General features: G+C 73.6%; 26 protein-coding genes and 1 pseudogene. 10 read left to right on the top strand and 17 right to left on the bottom strand.

Going from position 1 to position 26,952, the window contains the following annotated elements; genetic code table 11:
* The first annotated feature begins 32 nt into the window (after positions 1–32).
* The 4 genes from ACTMMA_RS06400 (at position 33) to ACTMMA_RS06385 (ending at position 6,220) form a co-directional block, all read left to right on the top strand.
* Positions 33–2,876 carry an FAD-binding and (Fe-S)-binding domain-containing protein gene (locus tag ACTMMA_RS06400; RefSeq protein ID WP_441189277.1) on the top strand — a complete coding sequence of 948 codons (2,844 nt, stop codon included), beginning with the start codon at positions 33–35 and terminating at the stop codon, positions 2,874–2,876.
* 197 nt (positions 2,877–3,073) lie between these two features.
* Positions 3,074–3,631, top strand: a complete 558-nt coding sequence (locus ACTMMA_RS06395; protein WP_441189276.1) for a DUF4262 domain-containing protein — start codon at positions 3,074–3,076, stop codon at positions 3,629–3,631.
* Between the two features lie 52 nt (positions 3,632–3,683).
* The gene (locus ACTMMA_RS06390; RefSeq protein ID WP_441189275.1) at positions 3,684–5,480 is read left to right on the top strand and encodes an FAD-dependent oxidoreductase; all 1,797 of its coding nucleotides are present in this window, start codon (positions 3,684–3,686) and stop codon (positions 5,478–5,480) included.
* Complete coding sequence (locus tag ACTMMA_RS06385) at positions 5,477–6,220, top strand: uridine kinase family protein (RefSeq protein ID WP_441189274.1); 744 nt, start codon at positions 5,477–5,479, stop codon at positions 6,218–6,220. Before ACTMMA_RS06390 ends, ACTMMA_RS06385 begins: the two co-directional genes overlap by 4 nt.
* Positions 6,221–6,242: 22 nt before the next feature.
* Here ACTMMA_RS06385 and ACTMMA_RS06380 read toward each other — a convergent pair whose 3' ends face one another.
* On the bottom strand, positions 6,243–7,250 hold the full coding sequence (locus ACTMMA_RS06380; protein WP_441189273.1) for a DNA topoisomerase IB: 1,008 nt from the start codon (positions 7,248–7,250) through the stop codon (positions 6,243–6,245).
* A 108-nt stretch (positions 7,251–7,358) separates the two neighbouring features.
* Positions 7,359–8,576: a 30S ribosomal protein S6--L-glutamate ligase gene (rimK, locus tag ACTMMA_RS06375; RefSeq protein ID WP_441189272.1), complete on the bottom strand. Its 1,218-nt coding sequence runs from the start codon at positions 8,574–8,576 to the stop codon at positions 7,359–7,361.
* A gap of 25 nt (positions 8,577–8,601) precedes the next feature.
* Here rimK and ACTMMA_RS06370 point away from each other — a divergent pair, with 25 nt between their 5' ends.
* Both ACTMMA_RS06370 and ACTMMA_RS06365 read left to right on the top strand, forming a co-directional pair.
* The gene (locus ACTMMA_RS06370) at positions 8,602–9,090 is read left to right on the top strand and encodes an ATP-dependent zinc protease family protein (protein WP_441189271.1); all 489 of its coding nucleotides are present in this window, start codon (positions 8,602–8,604) and stop codon (positions 9,088–9,090) included.
* A gap of 38 nt (positions 9,091–9,128) precedes the next feature.
* Positions 9,129–10,112: pseudogene (locus ACTMMA_RS06365) on the top strand (succinylglutamate desuccinylase/aspartoacylase family protein); the annotation flags it as partial.
* Between the two features lie 255 nt (positions 10,113–10,367).
* On the opposite strand, the gene ACTMMA_RS06360 reads toward ACTMMA_RS06365, so the two are convergent.
* Positions 10,368–11,753, bottom strand: coding sequence for an HNH endonuclease signature motif containing protein (locus ACTMMA_RS06360; protein ID WP_441189270.1), 1,386 nt, complete (start codon positions 11,751–11,753; stop codon positions 10,368–10,370).
* Between the two features lie 90 nt (positions 11,754–11,843).
* Here ACTMMA_RS06360 and ACTMMA_RS06355 point away from each other — a divergent pair, with 90 nt between their 5' ends.
* From ACTMMA_RS06355 to ACTMMA_RS06340, 4 genes are all read left to right on the top strand, one after another.
* A complete protein-coding gene (locus tag ACTMMA_RS06355) occupies positions 11,844–12,104 on the top strand; it encodes a hypothetical protein (protein ID WP_441189269.1) in 261 nt (86 codons plus the stop codon).
* Positions 12,014–12,817 (top strand): tocopherol cyclase family protein, encoded by an 804-nt coding sequence (locus ACTMMA_RS06350; RefSeq protein ID WP_441189268.1) that lies wholly within the window; start codon positions 12,014–12,016, stop codon positions 12,815–12,817. The genes ACTMMA_RS06355 and ACTMMA_RS06350 overlap by 91 nt, the downstream gene beginning before the upstream one ends.
* Positions 12,818–12,900: 83 nt before the next feature.
* Complete coding sequence (locus ACTMMA_RS06345; protein ID WP_441189267.1) at positions 12,901–13,275, top strand: PadR family transcriptional regulator; 375 nt, start codon at positions 12,901–12,903, stop codon at positions 13,273–13,275.
* Positions 13,272–14,366 carry a hypothetical protein gene (locus tag ACTMMA_RS06340; protein WP_441189266.1) on the top strand — a complete coding sequence of 365 codons (1,095 nt, stop codon included), beginning with the start codon at positions 13,272–13,274 and terminating at the stop codon, positions 14,364–14,366. The genes ACTMMA_RS06345 and ACTMMA_RS06340 overlap by 4 nt, the downstream gene beginning before the upstream one ends.
* Here the strand turns inward: ACTMMA_RS06340 and ACTMMA_RS06335 are convergent.
* From ACTMMA_RS06335 to ACTMMA_RS06270, 14 genes are all read right to left on the bottom strand, one after another.
* The gene (locus tag ACTMMA_RS06335) at positions 14,327–14,857 is read right to left on the bottom strand and encodes a hypothetical protein (RefSeq protein ID WP_441189265.1); all 531 of its coding nucleotides are present in this window, start codon (positions 14,855–14,857) and stop codon (positions 14,327–14,329) included. The genes ACTMMA_RS06340 and ACTMMA_RS06335 overlap by 40 nt on opposite strands.
* A 13-nt stretch (positions 14,858–14,870) precedes the next feature.
* The gene (cobS, locus tag ACTMMA_RS06330; RefSeq protein WP_441189264.1) at positions 14,871–15,695 is read right to left on the bottom strand and encodes an adenosylcobinamide-GDP ribazoletransferase; all 825 of its coding nucleotides are present in this window, start codon (positions 15,693–15,695) and stop codon (positions 14,871–14,873) included.
* Complete coding sequence (cobT, locus tag ACTMMA_RS06325; RefSeq protein ID WP_441189263.1) at positions 15,692–16,777, bottom strand: nicotinate-nucleotide--dimethylbenzimidazole phosphoribosyltransferase; 1,086 nt, start codon at positions 16,775–16,777, stop codon at positions 15,692–15,694. The genes cobS and cobT overlap by 4 nt, the downstream gene beginning before the upstream one ends.
* Positions 16,777–17,301 (bottom strand): bifunctional adenosylcobinamide kinase/adenosylcobinamide-phosphate guanylyltransferase, encoded by a 525-nt coding sequence (gene cobU / locus ACTMMA_RS06320; RefSeq protein WP_441189262.1) that lies wholly within the window; start codon positions 17,299–17,301, stop codon positions 16,777–16,779. The genes cobT and cobU overlap by 1 nt, the downstream gene beginning before the upstream one ends.
* Positions 17,298–18,275: an adenosylcobinamide-phosphate synthase CbiB gene (cbiB, locus tag ACTMMA_RS06315; RefSeq protein ID WP_441189261.1), complete on the bottom strand. Its 978-nt coding sequence runs from the start codon at positions 18,273–18,275 to the stop codon at positions 17,298–17,300. The genes cobU and cbiB overlap by 4 nt, the downstream gene beginning before the upstream one ends.
* Positions 18,275–18,934 carry an adenosylcobinamide amidohydrolase gene (locus tag ACTMMA_RS06310; protein ID WP_441189260.1) on the bottom strand — a complete coding sequence of 220 codons (660 nt, stop codon included), beginning with the start codon at positions 18,932–18,934 and terminating at the stop codon, positions 18,275–18,277. Before ACTMMA_RS06310 ends, cbiB begins: the two co-directional genes overlap by 1 nt.
* Positions 18,928–20,154 carry a cobyric acid synthase gene (locus ACTMMA_RS06305; protein WP_441189259.1) on the bottom strand — a complete coding sequence of 409 codons (1,227 nt, stop codon included), beginning with the start codon at positions 20,152–20,154 and terminating at the stop codon, positions 18,928–18,930. The genes ACTMMA_RS06310 and ACTMMA_RS06305 overlap by 7 nt, the downstream gene beginning before the upstream one ends.
* Positions 20,155–20,203: 49 nt before the next feature.
* Positions 20,204–20,812 carry a cob(I)yrinic acid a,c-diamide adenosyltransferase gene (cobO, locus tag ACTMMA_RS06300; RefSeq protein ID WP_441189258.1) on the bottom strand — a complete coding sequence of 203 codons (609 nt, stop codon included), beginning with the start codon at positions 20,810–20,812 and terminating at the stop codon, positions 20,204–20,206.
* Entirely contained in the window at positions 20,809–21,705 is an 897-nt protein-coding gene (locus ACTMMA_RS06295) for an ABC transporter ATP-binding protein (RefSeq protein ID WP_441189257.1), read from the bottom strand. The genes cobO and ACTMMA_RS06295 overlap by 4 nt, the downstream gene beginning before the upstream one ends.
* Positions 21,702–22,781, bottom strand: a complete 1,080-nt coding sequence (locus ACTMMA_RS06290; protein ID WP_441189256.1) for a FecCD family ABC transporter permease — start codon at positions 22,779–22,781, stop codon at positions 21,702–21,704. Before ACTMMA_RS06290 ends, ACTMMA_RS06295 begins: the two co-directional genes overlap by 4 nt.
* Positions 22,782–22,853: 72 nt before the next feature.
* Positions 22,854–23,891, bottom strand: a complete 1,038-nt coding sequence (locus ACTMMA_RS06285) for an ABC transporter substrate-binding protein (protein WP_441189255.1) — start codon at positions 23,889–23,891, stop codon at positions 22,854–22,856.
* Between the two features lie 224 nt (positions 23,892–24,115).
* Positions 24,116–25,033, bottom strand: a complete 918-nt coding sequence (locus tag ACTMMA_RS06280; RefSeq protein ID WP_441189254.1) for an aminotransferase class I/II-fold pyridoxal phosphate-dependent enzyme — start codon at positions 25,031–25,033, stop codon at positions 24,116–24,118.
* Entirely contained in the window at positions 25,030–25,857 is an 828-nt protein-coding gene (locus ACTMMA_RS06275) for an SDR family NAD(P)-dependent oxidoreductase (protein WP_441189253.1), read from the bottom strand. The genes ACTMMA_RS06280 and ACTMMA_RS06275 overlap by 4 nt, the downstream gene beginning before the upstream one ends.
* Positions 25,835–26,938: a GTP pyrophosphokinase gene (locus ACTMMA_RS06270; protein ID WP_441189252.1), complete on the bottom strand. Its 1,104-nt coding sequence runs from the start codon at positions 26,936–26,938 to the stop codon at positions 25,835–25,837. The genes ACTMMA_RS06275 and ACTMMA_RS06270 overlap by 23 nt, the downstream gene beginning before the upstream one ends.
* Positions 26,939–26,952: the final 14 nt, after the last annotated feature.

Below are 26,952 nucleotides of genomic sequence, written 5' to 3'. Positions count from 1 at the left end.
CGATCGTAGGCATCCTGCGCCAGGATGGGCCCATGACCATGGCACCCAGCGCGTCGGACCGAAGAGATCTGCTGGCCGGACGGGTGCCCGACGAGGTGCTCAGCAGCCGGGCGCTGGACCGGCACGCCCTGGCCCACGACGCGTCGCACTACCTGCTGGTGCCCGAGCTCGTCGCCAGGCCGCGCTCGACCGAGGAGGTCGCCGGCCTGCTGCGGACGTGCGACGAGGTGGGGCTGCCGCTGACCTTCCGCGCCGGCGGCACGAGCCTGTCGGGCCAGGCGGTCGGCGAGCACCTGCTCGTCGACGTGCGGCGCCACTTCTCGCGGGACGTCGAGGTGCTGGACGGCGGCGGGCGCGTCCGGGTCGCCCCCGGCGTGACGGTGCGGATGGTCAACGCGCGGCTGGCGCGCCACCGCCGCAAGCTCGGGCCGGACCCCGCCAGCGAGAACGCCTGCACCGTCGGCGGCGTCGTGGCCAACAACTCCTCGGGCATGCACTGCGGGACCGAGCTCAACACCTACTCGACGCTGGACTCCCTCGTGGTCGTGCTGGCCGACGGCACCGTCGTCGACACGGGAGCGCCCGACGCCGACGAGCGGCTGCGTGCCCAGCGTCCGGACCTGCACGAGGGGCTGCTGCGCCTGCGCGACCGGGTCCGTGGCGATGCCGGGTCAGTGGCCACGCTGCGGCGGCTCTTCGCGCTGAAGAACACGATGGGCTACGGGCTCAACTCCTTCCTCGACCACGACGACCCGGTGGCGATCCTCGAGCACCTCATGGTCGGTAGCGAGGGGACGCTGGGCTTCATCGCGTCGGCGACCTTCCGCACGGTGCCGGTCCGCCCGCACGTCGCCACGGGGCTGCTCGTCTTCGACACCGTCGGTGCTGCCACCGGGTCGGTCCCGCGGATCGTCGAGGCCGGGGCCGTGACCGCCGAGCTGCTCGACGCCGCCTCGCTGCGGGTGTCGGCGAGGGCGCCCGGCGCGCCGGGGGAGATCACCGGGCTCCGGGTCGAGGACCACGCCGCCCTCCTGGTCGAGTGGCACGCCGACACCGCTGAGGAGCTCGCGGCGTCGGTCGGGGTCGCCCAGCCGGTCCTGGACGGTATGCCGCTCACGTCACCGGCCGCCCTCACCCAGGACCCGACCGGCCGCGCCGCGCTGTGGAAGGTCCGCAAGGCGCTCTACTCGGCCGTGGCCGGAGCCCGTCCGCAGGGCACCAACGCCCTGCTCGAGGACGTGGCCGTCCCCGTGGACGACCTCGGCCGGACCTGCGTGGACCTGCAGTCCCTCGTCGGGCGGCACGGCTACGAGGAGACGGTCATCTTCGGCCACGCCAAGGACGGCAACGTCCACTTCATGCTCAACGAGCAGTTCGACGACCCGGTGGCGCTGCGCCGCTATGCCGACTTCACCGAGGACCTGGTCGAGCTGATCCTCGGCCGCGGCGGCACGCTCAAGGCCGAGCACGGGACGGGCCGGATCATGGCGCCCTTCGTCGAGCGGCAGTACGGTCCGGAGCTCTACGCCGTGATGCGCGAGCTCAAGTCCCTGCTCGACCCGGCGGGCATCCTGGGGCCGGGCTCGATCCTCAACGACGACCCGCAGGCCCACCTGACCCACCTCAAGACGGCCCCGCAGGTCGAGCAGGAGGTCGACCGCTGCGTCGAGTGCGGCTTCTGCGAGCCGGTCTGCCCCTCGCGCGACCTGACCCTCACGCCGCGCCAGCGCATCGTCGTCCGGCGTGAACTGACGGCTGCGGCGGCCCGTGGGGACGTGGCGCTGGCGGCCGAGCTGGACGAGGACTACGAGTACTCCGGCGTCGACACCTGCGCCGTCGACGGCATGTGCCTGACCGCCTGCCCGGTCCAGATTGACACCGGCGACCTCACCCGACGGCTGCGGCGCGAGTCGGCCGATCCCGTCTCGCGTGCCGGCTGGGGCGCAGCGGCGCGCGTCTGGCAGGTCGCGAGCAGGGCCGGCGGGCTGGGACTGACCCTGGCGGACCGTCTGCCCGGGGGTCTCGGGGAGACGTTGACCGACGCGGTGCGCGCGGTCGCCCCGCACGACCTGGTGCCGCGCTACGACCGCCGTCTCCCCGGCGGCGGGCCCGCGCGCCCGCGGCTCACGGCGCAGGAGCCGGGCGCAGTGTTCTTCGCCGCCTGCGTCGGGTCGATGTTCGGCCCGGAGGAGGGGTCGGGCGGCGCGACGGCGGCGTTGCTCGCGCTCGCCGAGCGCGCCGGCGTCCCGCTGCGCACCCCCGAGGGTCTGGGCGGGCTCTGCTGCGGCACCCCGTGGAAGAGCAAGGGGATGGAGGACGGGTATGCGGCGATGGCTCACCGCGTCCTTCCCGCCCTCTGGGCGGCGACCGACCAGGGGATGCTGCCGGTGGTCTGCGACGCCGTGTCCTGCAGCGAGGGGCTGGCGGTGATGGTGCGCCGGGCCGCCGAGCTCGGGCATCCCGAGTGCGCGGCCCTGCGGCTGGTGGACTCGGTGGCGTGGGCGCAGGAGGTCCTGGTCCCGCGCCTGCCCGCCCCCGCGCGCCTCGGCAGGGTCGCGGTCCACCCCACGTGCGGGACCGAGGCTCTCGGCCTGACGGCCACCCTCGTCGCGCTCGCCGGCGAGATCGCCGACGACGTCGTGGTGCCCACCGACTGGGGCTGCTGCGGCTTCGCCGGGGACCGCGGGCTGCTGCACCCCGAGCTGACCGCGGCGGCCACCGCTCCGGAGTCGGCCGAGGTGGAGCGGCTGGCGCGGGAGGAGGGCGAGTTCGACGCCCACGTCAGCGCCAACCGCACCTGCGAGCTGGGGATGACACGGGCCACCGGGCGCGCCTACCGGCACGTCCTGGAGCTGCTGGAGGAGGCGACCCGCTGAGCGGTGCCGTGGCGGCTCGTGCCGTGTGCGGTGACGGCTCGTCCCGTGTGCGGGTGCGCCATCCACATCCTCCTGCCCCGGGCCTCCCCAGGGCCAGCACCTGTGGACAACCTGACCGTTCGCGACGTCCCTGTCCGACCCCCTCCCTACCGTCGACGACGGAGGCGCACACGGGGTGCGCACAGGGAGAGACGACCATGGACGTGACACCAGCGATGCAGGCCTTCTGGGACCAGGAGCACCGGCAGATGATCCGGCACATCCGGCGCTACGGCGTGCATCTGACCTATGTCTCCGACGAGCCCGACGGCCACTGCGCGGCCTGCGAGCACGTGCGCGACCTCGGGGCGGACCCGGGGCCGGTGCCCACACCGACCACCGCCGCCTTCTGCTACACCACGGGGCTCTACGGGGTGGGCCACCCCGAGCTGCTGGTCTTCGACCTGGGGCAGGCCGAGGCGATGGTCGTGCTCAACACCCTGACCAGGCAGATCGTCCACGACGACCAGGACCTGATGCCCGGCGAGGAGATCCGCGTCGGTGGCCGGCTCCTGTTCGTCGAGCAGGTGCCCAACCCTGGTGACATCGTCTTCGACGCCAACGGCTTCTACGAGCGCCCGGCCGAGTTCTCCGTGCCCGTGCTCCAGCTGACCTGGGCCGACGAGCACGACCGGTTCCCGTGGGAGGAGGGGCATGTCGCCGGCCACTGGCCCCAGCCGAGGCCGGGAGAGTTCAGCGCCCGGATGGCCTCATGACAGGGCCAGGTCCGAGCCTCCTGAGCCGGCCCGGTGGGCGTAGCCTCGCTCCATGACCCGCCCCGCCGCACCGTGGAGGAGAAGCCACCCGGCCCGCACCCTGGCGGGCCACCCCGCCCGCACCCCGGCGGGCGTGCACGACCGCGCCGAGCCACCGCATACCGACGTGATCGTGGTCGGCAGCGGGTTCGGCGGGAGCGTGGCCGCGCTGCGGCTGCGGGAGAAGGGCTACGGGGTCACCGTGCTCGAGGCGGGTCGCCGGTTCGCCGACGAGGACTTCGCCGCGACGTCCTGGGACCTGCGGCGCTTCCTGTGGCTGCCCGCGCTCGGGTTGAAGGGCATCCAGCGCATCCACCTGCTCAAGGACGTCATCATCCTCGCCGGCGCGGGGGTTGGCGGCGGCTCGCTCAACTACGCCAACACGCTCTACCGGCCCCAGTCGGACGCCTTCTACGACGACCCGCAGTGGGCCGACATCACCGACTGGCGGGCCGAACTCCCGCCTCACTACAACACCGCCGAGCGCATGCTCGGCGTCACCACCAACCCGACGATGACCCCCGCTGACGAGCTCTACCGCGAGGTGGCCGAGGAGATGGGCGTGGGCCACACCTTCCGGCTCGCGCCGGTCGGTGTCTTCTTCGGGCGGGGCGGGGCCAAGGAGCCGGGCGTCGAGGTCGACGACCCCTACTTCGGCGGCGCCGGCCCGCGCCGCACCGGCTGCCTGGAGTGCGGGGAGTGCATGGTCGGCTGTCGCTTCGGCGCCAAGAACACCCTGGTCAAGAACTACCTGTGGTTCGCCGAACGGCTCGGCGCCCGGATCCTGCCCGAGACGACCGTCACCAGGATCCGCCCCCGGACCGAGGGTGGGTATGCCGTCACGACCGTTCGTTCGGGCACCCGCCTCCCGCGGTGGCGGCCTCGGGCGAGGCGCACGTTCACGGCCGACCAGGTGGTCCTGGCGGCGGGAGCGTGGGGCACGCAGCACCTGCTGCACCGGCTCAGGGCGAGCGGGGACCTGCCCCATCTGTCGGACCGTCTCGGGGTGCTGACCCGCACCAACTCCGAGGCGCTCCTGGGTGCGATGCGGCCAGCCGGGACGGCCTCGCCGGACTTCACCCGCGGCGTGGCGATCACGTCCAGCTTCCACCCCGACGAGCAGACGCACATCGAGCCGGTCCGCTACGGCAAGGGCCAGAACGCCATGGGGCTGCTGTCGACGCCCTACCTCGTCGACGGTGGGACGGCCGATGCACCCGCCGGGGGTGCGGCCCCGAGCGTCAGCTCGCGCCTGCGGCGCGCGGCCGGGTGGTGGCGCGCCGCCGTCCGCGAGCCCCGTCAGCTCGTCGATCACGTCCGCACCCTGGACCACTGGTCGGAGCGGACCACCATCGCCCTGGTCATGCAGACCCTCGACAACTCGATCACGGTGCGGGCGGGGCGGGGCCTGTTCGGCTACCGGCTCACCTCCGGGCCGGGCCACGGGGCGCCCAACCCCACCTGGATCCCGGTCGCCCACGACGCGGTCCGCCGGATGGCGAGGCGGCTGGGCGGGCGGGCCGGAGGCGGGGTCGGCGATATCCTCAACATCCCGATGACGGCGCACTTCATCGGCGGCTGCACCATCGGGGAGACCGCGCAGACCGGCGTGATCGATCCCTACCACCGGGTCCACGGGCACCCGGGCCTGCACGTCGTCGACGGCTCGGCCATCTCGGCCAACCTCGGCGTGAACCCCTCGCTGACCATCACCGCCCAGGCCGAGCGCGCGTTCTCGTGCTGGCCGACCAAGGGTGAGCCGGACCAGAGGCCGGCGACGGGCACCGCATACCGCAGGATGGTGCCGTGAGGATGGAGCTGCAGCCGGAGGAGCCCCACGCCGGACCCTGGCGTGCGGTCGCGCTCGAGGAGCTGGTGGCCGAGCTGGCGGCCGGGCTGGAGGCTGGATCGACCGGAGCTGCGACGACGTCGTCGCGCCCGAGGATCATCGCGGTCGACGGCCGCGGGGCCGCGGGCAAGTCCACGCTCGCGGACGCGCTGGCGGCGCGTCTGCCGGCGACCACCGTCGTCCACACCGACGACCTGGCCTGGCACGAGCCGATGTTCCGGTGGGGCCACCTCCTGCAGGACCTCCTCGAGCAGCTCCATCGTGGCGAGGGTGTCCGGCTGCGGCCACCGGCCTGGGAGGCCATGGGCCGCGACGGTCAGATCGAGGTGCCGGCCACCAGCAGGTATGTCGTGCTCGAGGGCACCGGCGCCGCCCAGCGGGGCAGCGCCGACCTCATCGACGCCGTGATCTGGGTGCAGTCGGACTTCGCCGAGGCCGAGCGGCGCGGGATCGAGCGGGACGTCGCGCACGGGATGAACGGCGACGCCGAGCAGTCCGCGCAGTTCTGGCACGACTGGATGGCGCACGAACTGCGCTTCTTCGCCGAGGACCGGCCCTGGGAGCGGGCCGACCTGGTCGTCGCGGGCACCTCCGTGGAGTTGGCCCGCGGCACCCTCGGGACGGACGATGTCGCGGTGGCGCCCCCACCTTTGGCGGTGCCCTCACCGTCGGCGGCGCCCTCACCGTCGGCGGCGCCCTGACCCTCGGCGGTGCCCTGACCGCTCAGTCGTCCGTGAGCAGCTCCCGCACGGCCTTCTCGACCGCACTCTGTCGTTTGCGCGCGCCCTTGCCCGGCTTGGCGCCCGGCACCGAGATGGTCTCGCCCTCCTCGTAGGCCTCGATCACCCGAGGGTCGATGTAGGAACCCTTGGCGATCGTCGGGGTGTTGCCCAGATAGTCCGAGACCTCCTCCACCGCCTCCTTCACCGCCCGCTTCTGCGAGGCCTTGGTGTCCCCGGACTCGGGCGAGGCCGCCAGCGAGACGGCTGCGTGCACCGTCGCGTGCCAGGTGCGGAAGTCCTTGGCCGTCAGCTCGTGGTCGAAGATGTCGGCGAGATAGTCGTTGACGTCCTCGGAGTCCAGCACCCGCCAGTCCCCGTCGTCGTTCCGGTAGGCGAGCAGCCGCTTGGTCCCGTCCCGCCGCCCCCGCATGACCTTGAGCGCGGCCGTCACGTCCTCGTCGTCGATGGTCATGTCGTGGGCGATCCCGCCCTTGCCGACGAAGGTGAACCGCAGCCCCTCGGCGACCTTCTTCACGTGTGAGCGCTCCAGGGTCGTGAGCCCGAAGCTGCCGTTGGTGTCGGTGTAGACGTCGTGCCCGATCCGGAAGTAGCCCAGGTCCAGCAGGCGGACGGCCGTCGCGCAGGCGCGGGCGAGGGGCATCCCCTCCAGCCGGATGTCGCGCGTGACCTGGCGACGGGCCTCGGGGAGCCGCTCGGAGGCGGTGATCACCCGGTCGAACTTCTCGGAGTCCTTCTTGACGCGCCACTCCGGGTGGTAGAGATACTGCCGCCTCCCGGCATCGTCGGTGCCGACCGCCTGGATGTGCCCGTTGGCGGCGGGACAGATCCACACGTCCTCCCAGGCCGGCGGGATCGCCAGGCTCTTGATGCGGTCGATCTCGTCCTGGGGCAGCTTCTTGCCGTCGTGGTCCAGGTAGGTGAAGCCCTTGCCCGCGCGTCGGCGCGACCATCCCTTGGAGCTCGGCTTGACGGTGCGCAGACGGGTCATGTCTGAGTATGCGGTCGCGCACCGTGGGTGCGGCAACTCGAGTCGACCCGTGGCCGGCTCAGGTGCGCTCTGTGGTGGGAGCCTCGGTCGGGTGAGGCGCGCGTCGGCTCAGGCGTCGGCGGCGACGACCTCGCCCGGCAGGTCGTGGATCGGCTGCTTGGGCAGCTTGCGCACCCGCTTGGGCCGCTTGGAGCGGGCCGGGATGAGCGAGCGCATGTTCTCGTGCTTGCCGAAGCAGAGCAGGCGGTCGCCGTCCTCGAGGACCTTGGCCCCCGCGGGGTTGGGCACCACCCGGGTGCCGCGGTGGAGTGTCAGGACCTGGATGTCCTTCTCCCACAGCCCCGACTCGGACAGCTTCTGGCCGACCATGTCCGACCCGGCGGAGATGACGATCTCGGCCACGCCGTAGCCGGTGGACACGGCCAGCCGCTGCCGCACGTCGATGTCGGGGAAGCCGGCCTGGTCGGCGATGTAGTCGACGATCGCGCCGGCCACGTCGAGCTTGGTCGCGGCCTCGATGCCCTGCAGGCCGGGGGAGGAGTTGACCTCCATCACCAGCGGCCCGTCGTTGCCCTCGAGCATGTCGACGCCGGCCACCCTCAGGCCCATGATGTGCGCCGCACGGACCGCCACCTCGGCGTAGGCGGGGTCGAGGTCGACCTTCTCCACCGACCCGCCACGGTGGACGTTGGAGCGGAACTCATCGCCCTGCGCCCGCCGCCGCATCGCCGCCACCACGCGGTCGCCGACCACCAGGGCCCGGATGTCCTTGCCCTTGGACTCCTTGACGAAGCGCTGGATGAGCACCTGCTGGTTGGTGCCGTGCAGGGTCTCGATGATCGCCTCGGCGACCTTGGCGGTCGGGGCGAGGATGACGCCGATGCCCTGGGTCCCCTCGAGCAGCTTGATGACGACCGGCGCGCCGCCGACCATCGAGATCGCGCTGCGCACGTCGTCGCGGTTGCGCACGAACGCGGTGGCCGGCATCTCGACGTTGTGGCGCGACAGGATCTGGGTGGCGCGCAGCTTGTCGCGGCTGTTCATGATCCCGTTGGCGGTGTTGGGGGTGTAGACGTCCATCTGCTCGAACTGGCGCACCACGGCGGTGCCGAAGTAGGTCACCGACGCCCCGACCCGCGGCAGCACCGCGTCGTAGGCCGACAGCTGCTTGCCACGGAAGGACAGGTCGGGCTCGTCCCCGGTCAGGTCGATCCCGAAGCGGAGGGTGTCCAGCACCTTGACCTGATGGCCACGGTCCAGCGCAGCGGTGCGTAGGCGCTGGGTGGAGTAGGCACGCAACGAGCGGGACAGGATGGCCAGTTTCATCAAAGGTTCCTGAGAGGATGTGCGGGTGTCAGGGCGCGACCATCGAACCACAGAGCACGCCGTCGTCGGATGGCGGGAGTGGGTGCAGATCCCGCACCTCGACGTGCCCTGGATCAAGGCCAAGATCGATACCGGCGCCAAGACGTCCTCGCTGCACGCCTTCGACCTGAAGGTGCTGGACCGGGAGGGGCAGCAGTGGGTCAGGTTCGAGGTCCATCCGTGGCAGGCGACGGCCGACGACGCGGTGGTCGTCGAGGTGCCGGTCCATGACGTGCGCTCCGTGCGATCCTCCTCCGGCCACGCGGAGACCCGGTATGTGGTGCTCCTTCCCCTCGTCCTGGGGCGGCGCGAGGTGCAGGCCGAGGTCACCCTGACCGACCGTGACGAGATGGGCTTCCGGATGCTCGTGGGCCGGGAGGCTCTCGTGCAGGGCTATCTCGTGGACCCCGCGCTGTCCTACGCCGGTGGCCGACCGGTGCGGGCGGTCCGCCGCAAGAACTGGGGCCGCGGGTGAGCGGGGGGTTTGCGGGCTCCGGTGACCCCAGGAGTCCCATGAGCCCCAAGCGCTCCAGCCGCAAGCTTCGGCCGTCCTTCGCGATCGGCAGCGTCAAGGTGCGTGCGGGGCGGCGGCAGGAGGTGTCCCTGCCGATCTCCCGGCTGGTCACCGGGGCGGAGGTCAGCCTGCCCGTCCACGTCCTGCACGGTCGCGAGGAAGGGCCCACGCTCTGGCTGAACGCCGCGATCCACGGCGACGAGGTCGTGGGCATCGAGGTCATCCGCCGCGTGATGGCACGGTTGGATCCCCGGACCATCCGCGGCACCGTGCTGGCGGTGCCGATCGTCAACGTGCTGGGGGTGATGAACGGTGACCGCTACCTGCCGGACCGCCGTGACCTCAACCGGAGCTTCCCCGGCTCGGCGCGCGGCTCGCTCGCCGGCCGCATCGCGCACCTGATGATGCGGGAGGTCGTGGCCAAGTCCGACGTCGGTATCGACCTGCACACCGGCTCCGACCACCGCTCCAACCTCCCGCAGATCCGCTGCGACCTCGAGGAGGAACGCACCCGCGAGCTGGCCGAGGCGTTCGGCGCGCCGGTGATCTACCACGCTCGCCTGCGGGACGGGTCGCTGCGCTACGCCGCGCGCGAGCGGGGCGCCCGGGTCCTGCTGTACGAAGCGGGCGAGGCTGGGCGCTTCGACGAGTGGGCGATCGTCGCCGGCGTCGACGGGGTCATGCGGGTGCTGGCCGCCCTGGGCATGGTCGACGAGGCCGACGTCGCCTCCGAACCCCTGCGGCCCAGTGACGTGTGCTGGCGCAGCGGGTGGGTGCGGGCCCGGAGGACGGGGATCTTGCACATCGGGGCCGCCCTGGGGCAGCACGTCAAGCAGGGTGAGCGGCTGGGCGAGCTCTACGACTCCTTCGGCAAGCGCCTGGCCATCGTCAAGGCCGACCGTGCCGGAGTGGTCATCGGCCGGTCCGAGTCGCCGCTGGTGAACCGCGGAGACGCGCTGGTGCACATCGGTGAGGTGGAGCCTGCCGAGGCCCTTCCGGACGAGGCCGAGCTCCCGGACGTGGCCCTCGCTGACGAAGCCCTCGCTGACGAGGCGGAGCTCCCGGACGTGGCCCCCGCTGACGAAGCTCTTCCGAGCGACGATGTCCAGGACGCGGCCCTCGACCCGGAGGCCCTCCCCGTCGAAGGCCCCCACGCCGAGACCCTGCAGGACGCCCCGGAGCGGTAGAGCGCATGCCTTTGACCCGGCCGGTGTGGGGCCGGGTGCGGGGCGGGGTGGTCAGACGTGCCACAGGACCTGCCCACCATCGACCGTCGCGGTGAGGTCTTTCTCGTGGACGATCGTGTGGTGCCGCTCGCACAGCAGGGCGTAGTTGTCCAGGTCGGACCTGCCGTCCTGGCTCCACCAGAGGATGTGGTGGGCGTCGCACCACCCTGGCGGGATGGTGCAGCCCGGGAACGTGCACCCCTTGTCCCTGACCCACAGCGCCTTGACCTGCGCCGGCGTCGCCAGCCGACTCTGCCGGCCGACGTCCAACGGCAGCGAGTCGCCGCCGAGCACCATCGGGATGATCCCGGCGCTGCAGGCGATCTTGCGGGCCAGGGAGGGTGAGAGGTGCTCGCCGGTGCCGGTGATCCCGGCTCCGTTGACCATCTCCTGGAGCACCTGCCAGTCGATCGTGACGATCATCTTGGCCTTGTCCGTGGTCGGCACACCTTCGGCGGAGGCCAACCCGCGGCCCAGCACGGTCAGCAGCGCATCGTGCCGGCGCTGGGTCGGCAGGCGCTCGTCGATCCCGGTGGCCGGGTCGGGCACGGGCGCGGCCAGCGGGGAGGAGGTGATCGACCGGATGGTCGCGGCACCCTCCTTGCCAGTCGTGATGACGAACCGGAACAGCTCCCCGTCGGCCAGCTCGATCTCGGTCACGCCGCGCATGGCGTTGGCGACCCGCTCCTGCTCTTCCTGCTCCTTGGCCGGCATCGCCTTGGCGACGATGGTGTCCGAGGCACTCCGCAGCTCCCCGTCGGTCAGGTCGGGTCGCTTGGCCAGCTCGACCAACGCCTCGACGAACTCGGTGAAGTTCTCCTCCGAGTCGAAGACCGGCCGCACCTTGTCAGCCGTGCGGGCGACCCGGGCAGCCCGCCCCACGGCCAGCCCGCCGGCCTCGACCGCGGCCGCCAGCGAGGCGTACGCGGCCGCCGAGGGCCGCGGGAAGACCCCACCGGTGGCGACCTGGGTGGCGACCGTGACCAGGTCGTTGACCTGGGTGATGGTCAGGAACGGGCACCTCGCCGAGACCCAGTCGCGCAACGACAGCCCGGTCTCGGCGTAGCTGCGTCGCTCGTGGGCCTGGATCACGAAGGCCAGCATCAGCCCCTCGATCTGGCCCCACACCTGGGACAGGCCCATCAGGGCGGCAGCGACATCGATGTCGTCGGCCACGGGCAGGCGGTCGCGGGCCACCACATCGGTCACCATCGCCTGGCCGGCCAGGTCCGCGACCCTGGACAGGAGCACCTGACCGGCCGACTTCAACGTCTCGCTCGGCCGGTCCTCGACCAGGTCCCAACCCGCGTCCTCGGCCGCGGCAGCGGTCACGGCAGCCAGCAGAGCCGGCTGGCCGACCAGGCCCAACCGCTCTGCGATGCTCCCCTCCCGCTTCATGGTTCAACCCAACCATCGACCACCGACAGACCTGCCCCGCAAGGGCTGTCGAGCAGGCCAGGGGACCGCGTCGCTGACAGACTCCCAGGCATGGGGATCCTCGACCGCTACCGCGCCACGGGCGCCGACCTGCCCTTCGGGGACCCGCGCCGCGCCCATCCCGGCGTGGCCATGGAAGGCTACTTCTGGCGCATCACCGACCAGGCCCGTGGGCGTCCACTCATCACGCTGATCGGCGTCAACCAGGGCCCCGACGGGCCGTGGACCAGGCCACACCGCATACCCCCAGCTTTTCCGGCTCCGCGCACCACCTGCGCGTCGACCTCGGACCCGACGCGCGCGTCGACCTGACCATCGACCCGGTGAGCCCCTGGCCGCACCGCGCGCTCGGCGGCTCGAGCGTCTTCCAGACCGTGCCGCGCCTCAACCAGTACTGGCACCCCTGGCTCCTCACCGGTCGTGTCCGCGGCACCGCGACCCTCGGCACCGAGGCCGAGCCATGGGACCTGAGCGACGCACTCGTCTACGGGGAGAAGAACTGGGGCGCAGAGGGTTTCCCCGACTCCTGGTGGTGGGGCCAGGCGCACGCCTTCGAGGGGTATGAGGCGGGGCCGGGTCGCGGCGCCTGCGTCGCCTTCGCGGGGGGTCAGGTGCACGCCAGTCCGTTGGGCCTGCCGTTGCGCACCGAGGTGACCGCTCTCGTGGTGCGGCTCCCCGGTGGGCGGACCGTGCGGCTCGGCGACCCCGTGGCCAGCCCGGTGCGCGCCGAGGTCGGGGAGGAGAGCTGGGTGCTGCGGGGGCGAGGGTACGGCTGGGAGATCGACGTCGAAGCGCGTTCGCCGATCGGGGCCGCCCACGTGCTGCCGGTTCCGCTGCCGTCGGAGGGGCGCAACACCCCCGGCGCGTTGGAGCACCTCGACGGCGAGCTGGAGGTCGTGGTCCGGAGGCGCGGGCGCACGGTATGGCGGGCGCGCAGCCGGATGGCCGGCCTGGAGCGCGGTGGCCTGGCGCTGGCCGAGGGCGAGCTGGCACGGAGGGGCGGACGGCCCGAGCCGAAGCGGTGACGTCAGTAGGGGGCCTCGCCCAGCGCCCCGTTGGGAGGACGGGTGGGTTGTCAGGTATCTAGATACGTGCTGTACTTACATACATGAGCGAGACGACGTCGACCTGGCCGACCCTCTGGGTCCGCGCCAGCCTCGACCTGGCCATCCTCGGCAGCCTCCGGGGCGGGCCGCTGCACGGCTACGCCGTCGCGCAGGCGCTCCAGGCCCGGGGCTTCGGGCTGCTGCGGGGCGGCTCGCTCTACCCGGCGCTCAACCGGCTCCAGGAGGCCGGGTATGTCAGGGCCACCTGGCAGCCTGGCGAGTCAGGTCCAGGGAGGCGGGACTACGCCCTGACCGGAGCGGGCACCGCATGCCTGGAGGAGGGTCTGCGCAGTTGGAGGGAGCTCACGGCCGCGCTGCACGACGCAGCGCTGCAGGACGACGGTGCCACGCGGCACGACGAGGAGGGGACGGCATGACCACCAATGACACGCTCGACACGGTCCTGAGCGGATTCGCCAAGGCCAGGGGTGTCGAGGCGGACGAGGAATGGGCCGCCGTCGCCGCCACCAGGATGACCTTGGACGATGTCAACCAGGACCTCGCCCGCGACGGCCTGGCCGAGGCGCTCGAGTTGGTCCGGCAGACGCAGGAGAGCCCCGAGGAGCTGTTCGGCGACGCGCGCGAGTGGGCCCGGTCGCAGGTGAAGCAGTGGCGCGTCGACGGGGAGCCCGTCGAGCCGCTGGAGCCTGACACCTCGTGGCGCCTCGTGCCCACGGTGAGCGCGGTGACCGCCGCCATCATCAGCGTCGTCCTGCTCGTGGCGCTGATGCTCGGAGGAGAGTGGCGCTTCGACTACACCTGGGGCGCACTGCTCCTGCCGACGATCGCCGCCCTGACCACCGTGGTGGGGCTGACCGTCTTCGAGCACACGCTGGAGCGTGCCCGTCGGCTCCTGGCCGCGGGGGCGGCGCTGCTGGTCGTGGCGGCCGGCGTGGCCCTGATGACCACCCTCTTCATGGTCGGCAACGATCATCCGATCGGTGAGGGCAGCCTGTGGTGGTTCGGCGTGCTCGCGATGGTCCACGCCGCGGTGGCGTGGCTCTTCGCCAAGGTCATCCCTGACGCGCCTCGCCGGGGCATCCGCGGTCCGCTCCCCGACGACGAGTGGGAGCGCCAGGTCGCCGGGATCCTGCGGCTGCGCGTCGAGCTCCCCGAGGGCCGCGTCCGCCAGCACCTCGAGGAGGCGAAGGCGCACGCCGCGCAGTCCGGACGGTCGCTGCACGAGGAGTTCGGCGCCCCCAACAGCTATGCCTCCCGCTTCCCGCGGGACCGGGGCAGCGCGGAGCGGCGTCGGCTGTGGCTCTACACCGCGGTCGTCCCGGTGTCGGCCTACCTGGCCTTCGGCGAGGTCGTGGTCTCCGGCGGCGACTGGAGCCTGGTGAGCTGGCCGTTCGTGCTGGTCCTGGCACTGGTCATCTGGGCCACCGTCTCGGGCTGGCTGGCGGTCGCCCGCCGCCGGCCGGGCGGTCAGGACGAGAGCTTGTCGACCAGCAGCGCCAGGCCCTGACGGGCCGACCGCTCGGCGGCCTCGACCCGCTCCTGCATCGCGCGGGCGGCGGCCAGGTCGCGCACCGCACGCTCCTCGGCCTCACGGCAGGCCTCGACCCCGGCCGTGCGCTCGCGCTCGGCGGCGGCCAGGTCGTCGTGGAAGCCCGTGACCTCCGCCCCGGCGAGGTCGACGGCCCGGTCCAGCAGGAACCGGTAGCCCACGCGCAGCCGCTTCTCGTTGGTCTTGCGCTCCAGGCCGTCCACCTCCTCGGCCACCCCTTGGCGCATGAAGACCCGAGGATCGGAGGTGTATGCGGCGCTCCCCGCCCTCCGCTCGGCCTCCGCCAGCGCGGCACGGGCCTTGTCGACGGACTGCTCCGCCTCCCGCACCGCCGCGGCCGCGGCCTCCAGGTGGGGTGCGAACCGGTTCTCCAGCGCATAGACCAGCTGCTCCCGCTCGCCCGGCGCCAGCCCGAGGCCCGCCGTCTGTCCGTCCTGTGGGGTGCTCATCCCCTTCACCATCTCATCCGCGGAGCACGGTCGCCGCGGCCAGGGCGGCCACCACGCTCAGCTCTGCCGCAGCCCCCAGCACGTCGCCGGTCACGCCGCCGAGGGTGTGGCGGGCCCACAGGCCGACGAGGAGGACGGTGACGGACCCGGTCCCGAGGACCGCGAGGACCAGGACCACGGCACCCGGTCCCATGAGCCACCAGCCCACCGCGGTGAGCAGGGCCAGGACCACGACGGTGGACACGACACCGGCCACCACCCGCCCCCGCGTCAGGCCCTCCACCAGCGCGCGGCCCGTCCCCTCGGCGCGGGCGTAGGGCAGGGCAGCGGCCAGCGGGAGGAGCAGGCCGCGGGAGAGGGCCAGGGCCATCGCGACCACGACCGCCATCTCGACGACCTCGAGCCCCACCGCGTCGGCCTCCGCCAGACCGGCCTCCAGCAGCCGCGCCAGCAGCGCCACCTGGAGCAGCAGCACCAGCACCACCGCGGCCACCCCGTAGACCCCGCTCGCGTGATCCTTCATGATCCGCAGCCGCGACTCCCAGTCCCGCCCCCCGCACCCGTCGGCGCAGTCGGCCAGCCCGTCGAGGTGCAGCGCCCCGGTCAGCACCACCTCCAGTGCCACCACCACGACCGCCGCGGCCAGCACCCCCAACGGGCCCGCCAGCAGCACCCCGACCCCACCCAGCACCAGGCCGAGCAGCGCCCCCACGACGGGGAACGCCCACGCCGCCGCGGCCAGGTCGAACGCGCGCCGCGCCGACCCAGGCCAACGCACCGGCACCGGCACCCGGGTCAAGAACGCGGTGGCGTCGAGGAAGGAGGCGAGCGGCCTCATACCGTGGGGGTGTCCTCCGCCAGGCCGAGGTCGGCGAAGCTGCCCATCTCGGCCAGCACCGCGACCGCCGAGCGCACGATCGGCACCGCCAGCGACGCGGCGCTGCCCTCACCCAGCCGCATGCCCAGGCGCAGGATCGGCTCCAGGCCGAGCGCGTCGAGCTGGACGGCGTGGCCGGGCTCGGGCGAGAGCGTGCCGGCGATCATCGCATCGACGGACGCCGGCGCGAACTTCCACGCCACGACCGCCGCCGAGGTGGTGATGAACCCGTCCAGCAGCACCGGCACCCGCCGCGCCGCACACCCCAGGACGACCCCGGCCAGGGCGGCGATCTCCAGGCCGCCCATCCGCGCCAGCACGCCCCACGTGTCATCGGGCCGGACGTCGGAGTGCCGCCGCAGCACGGCGTCGACCGCCTTGACCTTCTTGGCCAGGGCCTCGCCGCTGACGCCCGTCCCGGGACCGGTGACGCGGGCCGGGTCCCGCTCGAGCAACGCAGCGGTCAGGGCCGCGGCGGTCGTCGTGTTGCCGATCCCCATCTCACCGAGGCCGATGAGGTCTGCACCCTCGTCGATCAGCTCGAAGGCCAGCCGGATGCCGTGCGCCACAGCAGCTTCCGCGTCCGAGGCCGTCATCGCCGGACCCTCGAGGCTGTTGCCGGTGCCGGGACGGACGCGCCGGTCGAGCACCTGGTTCTGCCCCGGCGCGATCGCCGGCGGCTCCACGACGCCCAGGTCGGCGACGACGAGCCGCGCCCCGGCCTGACGGCTGAGCACGCCCACCGCGGCGGTCCCGGCCGCGAAGCCCTGCAGCATCAGACCCGTGACTTCCTGCGGGTAGGCGCTGACCCCGCTCGTCGCGATCCCGTGGTCGGCCGCGCACACCACGACAGCAGGCTGGTCGACCCGCGGCGTCGCGGTCGCCTGGATCCCCGCGACCCGGGCGGCGAGGCCCTCCAGGTCACCCAGGCTCCGCAGCGGCTTGACCTTGCCGTCCATCGCGCCCGCAGCCGCGGCCGACGCCTCCGCGTCCAGCGGCCGGATCGCCGCGATCGTCTCCTCCACCAGAGCTCGGTCGCTCATCAGTCCTCCATCTCATCAAGGGTCAGGGTGCGGCCCGCCACCACCAGCTGCGCCAGGTCCGCCCGGCCGGCGACGATCGCGTTGACGCGCCCGAGCCGGTCTCGGTAGTCCCGCGACACCGGGTGCATCGGCACGATCCCCGAGCCGACCTCGTTGGTCACCACCACCACATCTCCGGGGTATGCGGTCGCCCACCTCCCCACCTCCTCCGCCTCGCGGAGGGTGCCGGCCTCGTCCACGCCCTCGCCCATCAGGTTGGACACCCACAGCGAGAGGCAGTCGACGATCACGGTGCGGCCGGGCTCGATCCCGGCCAGGGCCTCGGCCAGAGCGACGGGCGCCTCGACCGTGGTCCAGGCGGCCGGGCGCTCGGCCTGGTGGCGGGCGATCCGGTCGGCCATCTCCGCGTCGCCGGCCTGGCCGGTGGCGACGAAGACCACGGGGGCGCCCAGCCGCTCGGCCCGGCGCACGGCCACCGACGACTTGCCGCTGCGGGCCCCGCCGGTCAGGAAGGTCAGGCTCATCGGGTGCTCCTCGCACGGGTCGTTCGCTGCGCCCCCCACAGTGCCACGCACCCGGCGACGATCATCAGCTCCACGCGGTCGACCAGCGCCCGCGCCCGCCGGATGTCCTCCGCACCCGGCCGTGGGCCCTCGCCCAGCCGCGGTCTCTCCTCCTGACGCTCGCCGTAGCGCAGCGGCCCGCCGAGTTCCACGCCCAGCGCCCCCGCCACGGCGGCCTCGGCCACGCCGGAGTTGGGGGAGGGGTGCGCCGGTGCGTCGCGGCGGACGGTGCCGAGCACGTCGCGCGCACGACCCGCCGCGCCGATCGCCACCAGCGCGGCGAACGTCCGCGCCGGCGCCCAGGCCATGACGTCGTCCAGCCGCGCGGCGGCGGTCCCGAAACGCGCATATCGCTCGCTGCGGTGCCCCACCATCGCGTCCATCGTGTTGACGGCGCGGTGCGCCAGCACTCCCGGCGCGCCCGCGACGACGCCCCACCAGGCCGGGGCGACGACGGCGTCGACGGTGTTCTCCGCGAGCGACTCGACCACCGCCGCGGCGATGCCGGAGGCGTCCAGGGCGGACGGATCGCGCCCCACCAGCCAGGGCAGCCTCGCGCGCGACGCCTCCAGGTCCCCCGTCACCAGCAGCTCCTCGATCTCCGCCGAGGTATGCCGCAGCATCCGTCCCGCGCTCGCGACCGCCACCGCGGTGCTCACCCCGGCCACGCCGAGCGGGCGCAGCGCCAGCCCGGCCGCCGCACCGAGCGCCACCCCGGCGGCCGCGTGGCGGAGGCCGGAGGTGCGTGAATCCGCATACCCCCGCCGCTCGAGGTGGCCCATCGCGGAGCCGAACCAGGCGACCGGGTGCCACCGGTCCGGCGGCTCGCCCAGGGTGCGGTCGAGCAGGAGGCCGACCGCCACCCCGAGGCAGCGCGGACCCAGCCCGCCCCACCACCTCGACACGCCACCGCGCATCGCCAGAGCGCCGTCCATCACCAGACCACCGTCGGGTCGACGTCGTCCGCGGGCCAGGGGTGGCTGGCCAGGCCCGCGGCGACCGAGGCGTGGACGGCGCGGGCGATGCGCTGACCCCAGGGCGACCGGACGCCGGCGAAGACGACCTCGTCGGCGGCGGGAGCGGGGGAGAGCACGACCACAGCATCGCTGGCCGTCCCCGTGCCGGGGACACCGGCCTGGACGAGCACCTGGGCCTTGGCCTCGGTGATGGTCCCGACCGCCTGGACCAGGGCCGAGGTGGACAGCGGGGCCGGGACCGCGACGACGATGTTGACCGTGCCGGGCCGCGGCGGGTCCTCGACGGGGTCGCGCGGGTCCAGCGCCCACGTCGGCCGCGTCACCCCGACCGTCGACCACGCGACCACCCCGTCGGCCTCGGCCGTCTCGACCTGGGTCACGTCGGCGGCGGTCAGGAGCGCGCAGCCCTCACCGGTGAGCCCGAGCCGCGCCGCGACCTCGCCGGCCCACCCCGACAGGTCGGTCCGTGCGAAGCCCCCGCCGACGTCCACGTTGACCACCCACGCCGGCTCGGTGAGCCCGCCACCGACCGCGGCCGAGCTCAGGGCCCGCCACCCCGGGGGGACGTTCCACGCCAGCGCCTTCTCGTGGACCCTCAGCTCCGGCACGTTCACCATCCCGGCCCCTCGCCCGCGGGGACGGCGGTCGCGGCCAGGCGCAGCAATCGCTCGACGTCCAAGTGGGTCTCGACCCAGCCCGCCAGATGGTCCAGGTGGGCCTGCACCGCCTCACCGAAGCCGAGCTCGGCCGGCTCGAAGTCCCGCCCCCGCACCCGGGCCACCTCGCCCAGCAACGCCCGGCGCGTGCCGTCATCCTCCAGGAGGCCGGGACGGTCCAGCACCAGCAGCCGACCCTGCGCCCGGGCCGAGTCGAGCGCCTCGCCCAGCCCCCGCACGGCCACCCACGCGGCGTCCGCCTCCGGTCCGTCCCCGGTCGGCAGCACGACCAGGTCGGCGGCCTCCACCTCGGCCGCCCGCGACGCCCAGGACAGCTCGACGTCCGGCTCGAGCACGAGCGGGTCCAGCCCGTAGGGATCGCTCAGCCGCGGCAGCCGCACGACCGCCACCCGCACCGGCCCCCGCCCGTTCTCGGCAGCCGACGCCCCCCGGACCGGCCGCCGCACGTCCGCCAGGTCCAGCGAGTCCTCCGCCGCCAGCATCAGGTGGTCGCCCAGGTGCGGCAGCACCCCCAGGACCGGCACCCCGGTGCGCTCCTCCAGGTCGCGCAGCCCGTCCTCGAGCAGCGCGACGTCCCCGCGGAAGGAATTGACCACGAAGCCCGCCAGCCGCTCCCGCAGCCGCTCGGGCAGCAGCGCCCAGGTGCCGTACGCCGCCGCGAACGCCCCGCCCCGCTCGATGTCCACCACCAGCACCGCCGGGATCCCGGCCGCCGCGGCCAGCGGCAGGTTGACCAGGTCCCGGTCGAGCAGGTTGATCTCGGCCGCCCCGCCAGCCCCTTCGAGCACGACGACGTCATGGTCGCGGCGCAGCGAGGTGAGCGCCTCCAGGGCGAGCGGACGCAGGAGGGCGGCGCGTGCCCCATACCCCTGGGCGTCGTCGAGACCCACCTCCTCGCCGAGCACCAGCACCCGGGAGGTGCGCTCGCCGGTCGGCCGGAGGAGGACCGGCCCCATCCGGCGGTCCGGCTCGACCCCCGCCGCGAGCGCCTGCATCGCCTGCGCGCGGCCGATCGTCCCGCCGTCGGCGGTGGTGGCCAGGTGGGTCGACATGTTCTGCGCCTTGAACGGCGCGACGCGGACGCCGCGGCGCGCGAACGCCCGGCACAGGGCGGTCACCACCGTCGACTTGCCCGCGCCGCTGGTGGTGCCGACCACCATGAGAGCACCGTCGGGCGTGCTCCCCTCCCGCACGCCCGACGGCACTGGTCTAGTAGTCGATGCCACGTCGAGCGCGGATCCCCTGCTGGAAGGCGTGCTTGACCGGCACCATCTCGGTGACCGTGTCGGCGACGTCGATGACGGCCTGCGGCATCTCCCGGCCGGTCAGGAAGACGCTGACGTGCTCGGGCCGCTCGCGCAGCACCCGGGCCACCTCCTCGGCGTCGATCCAGCCCCAGTTCATCGGGTAGGAGATCTCGTCGAGCATCACCATCTGGTGCGCACCGGCCGCGATGAGCTCGCGCGAGAACGCCCACGCCGCCACCGCCTTGGCGCGCGACTCGTCCAGATCCTCACTGTCCCAGGAGAATCCGTCCCCGGCGCTGAACCACTCGACGCCGAGCTGGCGCAGCATCGCCTCCTCGCCGGTGCGCCACCTGCCGGACTTGAGGAACTGCACGCACGCGGTCGGCCAGTCGCGCCCGCGGCTGCGCAGCAACGTCCCGAACGCCGCGGTCGACTTGCCCTTGCCGTGCCCGGTGTTGACCAGCACCAGCGACGGCGCCGAGCGCAGCGCGCGCCGGTCGTAGGGCCGCTCGGTGCGCGGCTCCTCGTGGTCCTTGGCCGCGTGCTCGCCGGCGGGGGTCGGTCCGGTCATGAGATCTCCTCGGCTCGGGTGCGGCGGGACGCCAGGTCGACGGGGGTATGCGGTGCCCGCTCGCCCGGAGCGGTCCGCGGGGCCCGGGGTGCCGGGACGACCACGAGGTGGCCGCCGACGTCGTGCACCTCGATGGGGTGACCGTAGACCCGGGACAGGACGGGCGGGTCCAGGACCTCCAAGGGCCGGCCGATCGAGACGATGCTGCCGTGCTCGAGGAGGGCCAGGCGGTCGGAGTAGCGGGCGGCGGTGCCGAGGTCGTGCATGGCGGCGACGACGGTCAGGCCGTCCTCGTGCCGCAGCTCGTCGACCAGCTCGAGCACCTCCACCTGGTGGCCCATGTCGAGGGCGCTGGTGGGCTCGTCCAGGAGGAGGACGGGCGACTGCTGGACCAGGGCGCGGGCGATGACGACCCGCTGGGCCTCGCCGCCGGAGAGCTGGCGCACGCGGCGGTCGGCGAAGCCGGCCAGCTGGAGGCGGCGCAGGACGTCGGTGGCGATCCGGCGGTCGGCGGTGGACTCGTTGTTCAGCCAGCCCAGGTGGGCGGTGCGGCCGAGGAGGACGTACTCGACGACCGTCATCCCCGGCGGCAGCTCGGGGGACTGGGGCATGAGGGCCAGGTCGGTGGGGCCGGGCACCCGGCCGTCGCCCAGCTCGACCCGGCCGGTGCTGGGCACGAGGCCGACGAGGGCGCGCAGGAGGGTGGACTTGCCCGAGCCGTTGGGGCCGATGAGCCCCAGCCACTCGCCGCTGCGCAGCTCCAGGTCGGTGCCGCGCAGCACCTCCTTGCCGTCGTAGGAGACCCGCAGGCCGTGGGTGCGCAGGCTGTGCGCAGGGGTCAGGGGAGTGGGGACCGGGGCCGCCGGGTCCATGGACGTCGGGGGAGTGGTCATGAGTCGGTCCTCCCGCGCCAGAGCACGAAGCAGAAGAAGGGGGCGCCCACGAAGGCGGTGATGACGCCCACGGGCAGCTCGGCCGGGGCCACGAGGGTGCGGGCCCCGATGTCGACGAAGGCCAGGAAGGCCGCGCCGACCAGGAAGGACAGCGGGATCAGGACCCGGTAGGAGTGCCCCACGAGCATGCGGACGATGTGCGGGGTCACCAGCCCGACGAAGGCGATCAGGCCGCTGACCGAGACCGCGGCCGCGGTGATCAGGGTGGCCGCCGCGACCACCACGAACCGGGAGCGGGCCGGGTGCAGCCCCAGGGCGCGGGCCTCATCGTCGCCGAGGCGCAGGACGTCGAGGTGGCGGGCGTGCAGTAGCAGGAGGATCCCGGCCAGGAGGACGTAGGGCAGCAGCAGGAGGATCGGCTGCCAGCCCGAGGTGGCCAGTCGGCCGAAGAGCCAGGACAGCACCTCGCGGCTGCGGGTCTGGTCCAGCCGCTGGAGGGCGAAGGTCTGGGCCGCGGAGAAGAGCGCGGCCATCGCCACGCCGGCGAGGAGGAGCGTGGCCGGGTCGCGGAAGGAGCCGCGGGCGACCAGGACCGAGCCGGTGACGGCCAGGATCGCGCCGAGGAAGGCGGCCATCGGCAGCGCCCCGATGGGTCCCCAGGACAGGTCCAGGCCGAAGCCCAGCGCCAGGACGGCACCGAGGCCGGCGCCGGCGGAGACCCCCAGCAGGTAGGGATCGGCCAACGGGTTGCGGAAGACGCCCTGGTAGCCGGCCCCGGCCATCGCCAGGCTGCCGCCCACGAGCGCGGCGAGCACCGTGCGGGGGAGACGGATCTGCCAGAGGACGGCCTGCTGCTGGTCGGTGAGGGTCTGCTCGACCTGGATGCCGGGCAGGGCGTCCAGCAGGGAGCGGACCACGCCGGCGACCGGCAGCCCCGCCGCGCCCTGGGTGACCGAGGCGAGCCCGGCCAGCACCAGGAGCGCGGCGGCGCCCAGCAGCGCGGCCAGGGGCAGCCGGAAGGCCCGGGCCGCCGCCTCGTCGAGGGCGTCGGCGGGGCGGGGCGCGTGGGTGCTCACGCCGCCACCGGGACGGGTGCTCACCCCGCCCGGTCGCACCGTTGCTCCTTCGCCGCTGCTGCTCACGTCTCGTCAGCGCCCTGCGGGGGCGCCCTGGTGGGCCTGGGTCATCGCGTCGGCGACCAGGCCGACCAGCTGCGGCAGCCGCGGCCCCCAGCGGGAGGCGATGTCGGCGTCGACGTAGACGATGTTGTCGTTCTTGACCGCGGTGATCTCCGACCAGCCGGGGCGGTTGGCCACGTCCTCCTTGGTGTAGGACGCGTCGTCGGTGACGATGATCAGCTCCGGGTCGGCCGCGATGATGGCCTCCTCGGTCAGCTGGGGATAGCCGGTGCCCTCGCTGTCGGCCTCGTCGGCGATGTTGACCGCGCCCATCTTCTCGTAGACCGATCCGATGAAGCTGTTGCTGCTGACGCTGTAGAAGGTCTCGTCCAGCTCGTGGTAGATCCGCAGCCCGGAGTCCTTCGGCGCCTGGGCGAAGGCCTCGTCCATCTCCGCGCGCATGGTGCTGACCATCTCCGCGGTGCCGTCGATCTGGCCGGTGGCCTGTCCCAGGAGCGCGACGGCGTCGTAGCCGCCCTCGAGCTCGGTCGGGGCCCCGCTGACGATGACCGGGATGTCGAGCTCGCCGAGCGCAGCGACCAGCTCGTTGGAGTCGTTGGCGATGACGACCAGGTCCGGGTCGTAGCCCGCGATCGCCTCGACGTTGGGGTCGTAGCCGGACAGGTCGGTGCGCGGCGCCTCCTCGGGGAAGGTCGACCACTCGTCGGCGGCGACGACCTGCTCGCCGGCGCCGATCGCGAAGAGGATCTCGGTGGCGGACGGGGACAGCGAGACGATGCGCTCGGGCTGCTCGTCGATCGTCACCTCGCCGTTCTCGGCGTCGACGGTGACGGGGAAGTCCCCGGACCCGGCGTCCGCCGTCGCGGCGCTCCCGTCCGTGCCGCCCGTCGCGGCACCGGTGTCGCCGGAGCCCGTCGTGGTCTCGCTGCCGGAGGTCTGGGTGCCGGAGGTCTGGGCGCCGGTGTCGGTGTCCTTGACGCTGCAGCCGGCGAGGACGAGGGCGGAAAGGGCCGTCACGCTCAAGGTGGCGCGGGTGAGGCGGTTCATGGTGCTTCTCCTGTCGGTCGAGGTCTGGGTGCTCGAGCGACAGTCCGCGAGAGTGCTCCGGGTCCGCCGTCCGAACCGGCCCCTGGGTCCTCGAGGGCGAGTGGTTACGGATCGTCGGGCAGTTCGACCGGACTCGGCGTCCCTGGACCATCTGGCCGGGCGCTCCACCGTTGCGGGTCAGTGCCGGGTTCTCACCGGACTTCGTCCTGCACGACGGGGACAGCCTACTCCCGTCCCGGGGGTGCTCCGCGCCACGCCCGGTCGAGCACGCCGGCCAGCCGCTCCAGCCCGTCGGGGCCCGGCACCGCCACCCGGGCCACACCGGGGAGGCCGAAGCTGGTGCAGTCCCTCACCAGCACGCCGTGGGGCGCGAGACGCTCGCGCAGGTGAGGCTCGTGCACCAGCACCCACGGGGCGTCCGCCGCCTCGACCTCCAGGCCGTGGCCCTGCAGCAGGCCGACCAGCTCGGCGCGCAGGCCGGCGACGGTCGCCGCCCACGCCGGCAGCTCGGCCCGCTCCAGCAGGTCGGGCAGCACGGCCAGCGCCAGCGTCGAGACCGACCAGTGCGGCTGCCGCCGCGCGCAGGCCTCGACCACCGCGGGGTCGGCGAGCACGTAGCCCAGCCGCAGCCCGGGGCAGTGGAAGGTCTTGGTCAGTGAGCCGACCACCACCACGCCGTCGCGCCCGGCGGTCCACCGACCGGTCGCCAGGGCGTAGAAGGCCTCGTCCCACACGTCGGCCACCTCGCCGGGCAGCGCCAGGCGCCCGGTCGGGCTGTGCGGGTCCGTGCGCCAAGTCGGGCCACCCTCGCCGCGGGGGTGCAGGCCGAACTCCGGCTCGCTGCGCACGTGCCCGCCCAGCTCCTGGTGGACGAGGTGGATGGCCTCGCTGCCGCCGTTGGTCAGCAGCAGCCGCTCGGGCCCCACGCCCAGCGCGTCGGCCAGCAGCCCCGTGGCCTCGCGCGGGTCGGCATAGCGCCCGAGCGCCTCGAGGTGCCGGGAGACCAGCGCGCCGACGTCGGGGGCGGCGGGGTTCATGTTCTGCGACAGGTCGAGCAGGTCGGCAGGGTCGATCCCCAGGGCGCGCGCCACCGCGACACCGTCGCCGCCGTGCGCCCCGGCGGGCGGCAGGTCGCGGCTCACCGCAGGTAGCTCGCGCCGTTGAAGTCCACGACCGACCCCGAGGCCCACTGCGCCTCCGGCCGTGACAGCGCCCAGATCGCCCGGGCCACCTCGTCGGCCTCCGCGACCCGGCCGAAGGGGCTCTGCGCCCGCACCGCGTCCCCGCCCGGTCCGTCGAGCACCTGCGCCGCCATGTCGGTCGCGATGAAGCCGGGCGCGATCGAGACCACGCCGATCCCGTGCGGCGCCAGCGCGACGGCCATCGACTGGCCGAAGGCGTGCAGCCCCGCCTTGCTCGCCCCGTAGGCAGGCACGTCCGGCTCTCCCCGGTAGGCCCCCCGCGACCCGACGTTGACGACCCGTCCCGCCGGCGCGCCCTCGGCCGCCGGCACCTCCATCATGTGCCTGGCCACGCACCAGGTCAGGTTCGCCGGACCGAGCAGGTTGGTCTCCAGGGTGGTGCGCCACGCCCGCACCCAGTCCTCGTAGTCGACGTCGGTGATCCGGTGGTCGCCGCGCCGGCTGCCCTCCCCGGCAGGGTCGAGGAAGAGCGCGGCGTTGTTGACCAGCACGTCGATCCGCCCCAGCGCCACGATCGCCCGTGCGGCCAGCTCGCGCGTCTCCTCGGGCGAGGTCAGGTCGGCCCGCAGCAGGGAGTGACCCTCGCCCGGCAGGCTCGCGAGCACCTCGCGCGCCCGCTCCTCCGCGCCCCGGTAGTGCACGACGACCCGGTCGCCGGCCTCGGCGAAGACCCGGGCGGCGGCCGCACCGACGCCCCGGGAGGCGCCGGTGATCAGGACTCCACGACCTCCGGTATGAGGTTCACGACTCCGCGTCGACGTCACCACGGTCCTCTCCTGCCTCTGCACGTCCCGCTTCTGCGCGTCCTGTCTCTCCACCTCTTGGCTCGGCACGCTCGTCCCCACCCCGGTCCTCCTGGACCTTGGCCAACCTGGCCCGAAGAGGTTCGCGACGGCGTTCGTTGCCCGGGAGTGCCACATACCTCTCCCCGAGGCTGACGAGGAGGTCGTCGTCGAGGCGGCGGACGGCCCCGGGCGGGTACTTGTAGCCCATCGCGGCGGTGACCGCGGTGTTGTCCACGTCGCCCAGGACCGCGCTGAGCTCGTCCAGGGAGGCGATGCCGGCCTCGAGCATGAGCGTGGCGATCCACTCGTAGTGCTCGGTGCGCGACCACCCGGCCGAGGAGTAGCGGCCGGCCAGGAAGGTGGCCAGCTCCTGCGGGCTCACCCGGGGGTCGCCGCTGTCCCCGGCGACGGTGCCGCCGGACAGCCCCGCCTGGATGCGGTCGCGGATCGCGGTGAACTCGTTGTCCGCCAGCTCCAGCAGGCCCGCGGCGAGCGTGAAGCGACGGTCCAGGTCGGGGACCTGCTCGGGCGGGATCGTGCCCTTGTAGCGGACGTCGTGCTCGAACTCGGCCCACGCGTGCTGCAGGACGGTGCGCAGCTGGACCGAGAAGGAGGTCTGCGGGTCGTAGCCGGGCAGCTCGCCGTCCGGCCCCGGCGGCAGGGTGGAGAGGAGCAGGTGGCGGCTGGAGTAGCCGAAGCGGCCCTCGCTGGCCGTCTCCTGCCCCATGTCCCGGTCCTCCAGGACGGTGTAGTGCTCGCTGAGCAGGTCCGCGACCGCCTGCACGTCGGCACGCACGTAGGTGATGATCCGGGTCCCGACCTGGTCGGTGATCGCCCGCAGCGGGTCGACGTCCTCCGGGGCGCCCTCGTAGCGGCGGGCCTTGGCGGCGAAGGAGGCCGCGGTCTTGGTGCGCCCGGTGACCGTGAGGTAGTTGATGCCCGCGTCGTCGATGAGCGCGGTGAGCGTGGCGATGGCCTCGTCGGTGACGCGGTGCAGGCGCGGCTCGAGCTCGCTGTAGGCGGCGACCGCCCGGTCGATCCTGCGCTCGGGATGGGCCATGAGCGCAAGATTAG

The sequence above is a fragment of the Ornithinimicrobium panacihumi genome (assembly GCF_052073805.1).
Lineage (GTDB): Bacteria > Actinomycetota > Actinomycetes > Actinomycetales > Dermatophilaceae > Ornithinicoccus > Ornithinicoccus panacihumi.
The sequence above is the reverse complement of the archived record's forward strand: the minus strand, read 5'-3'. Positions and strand labels throughout refer to the sequence as shown.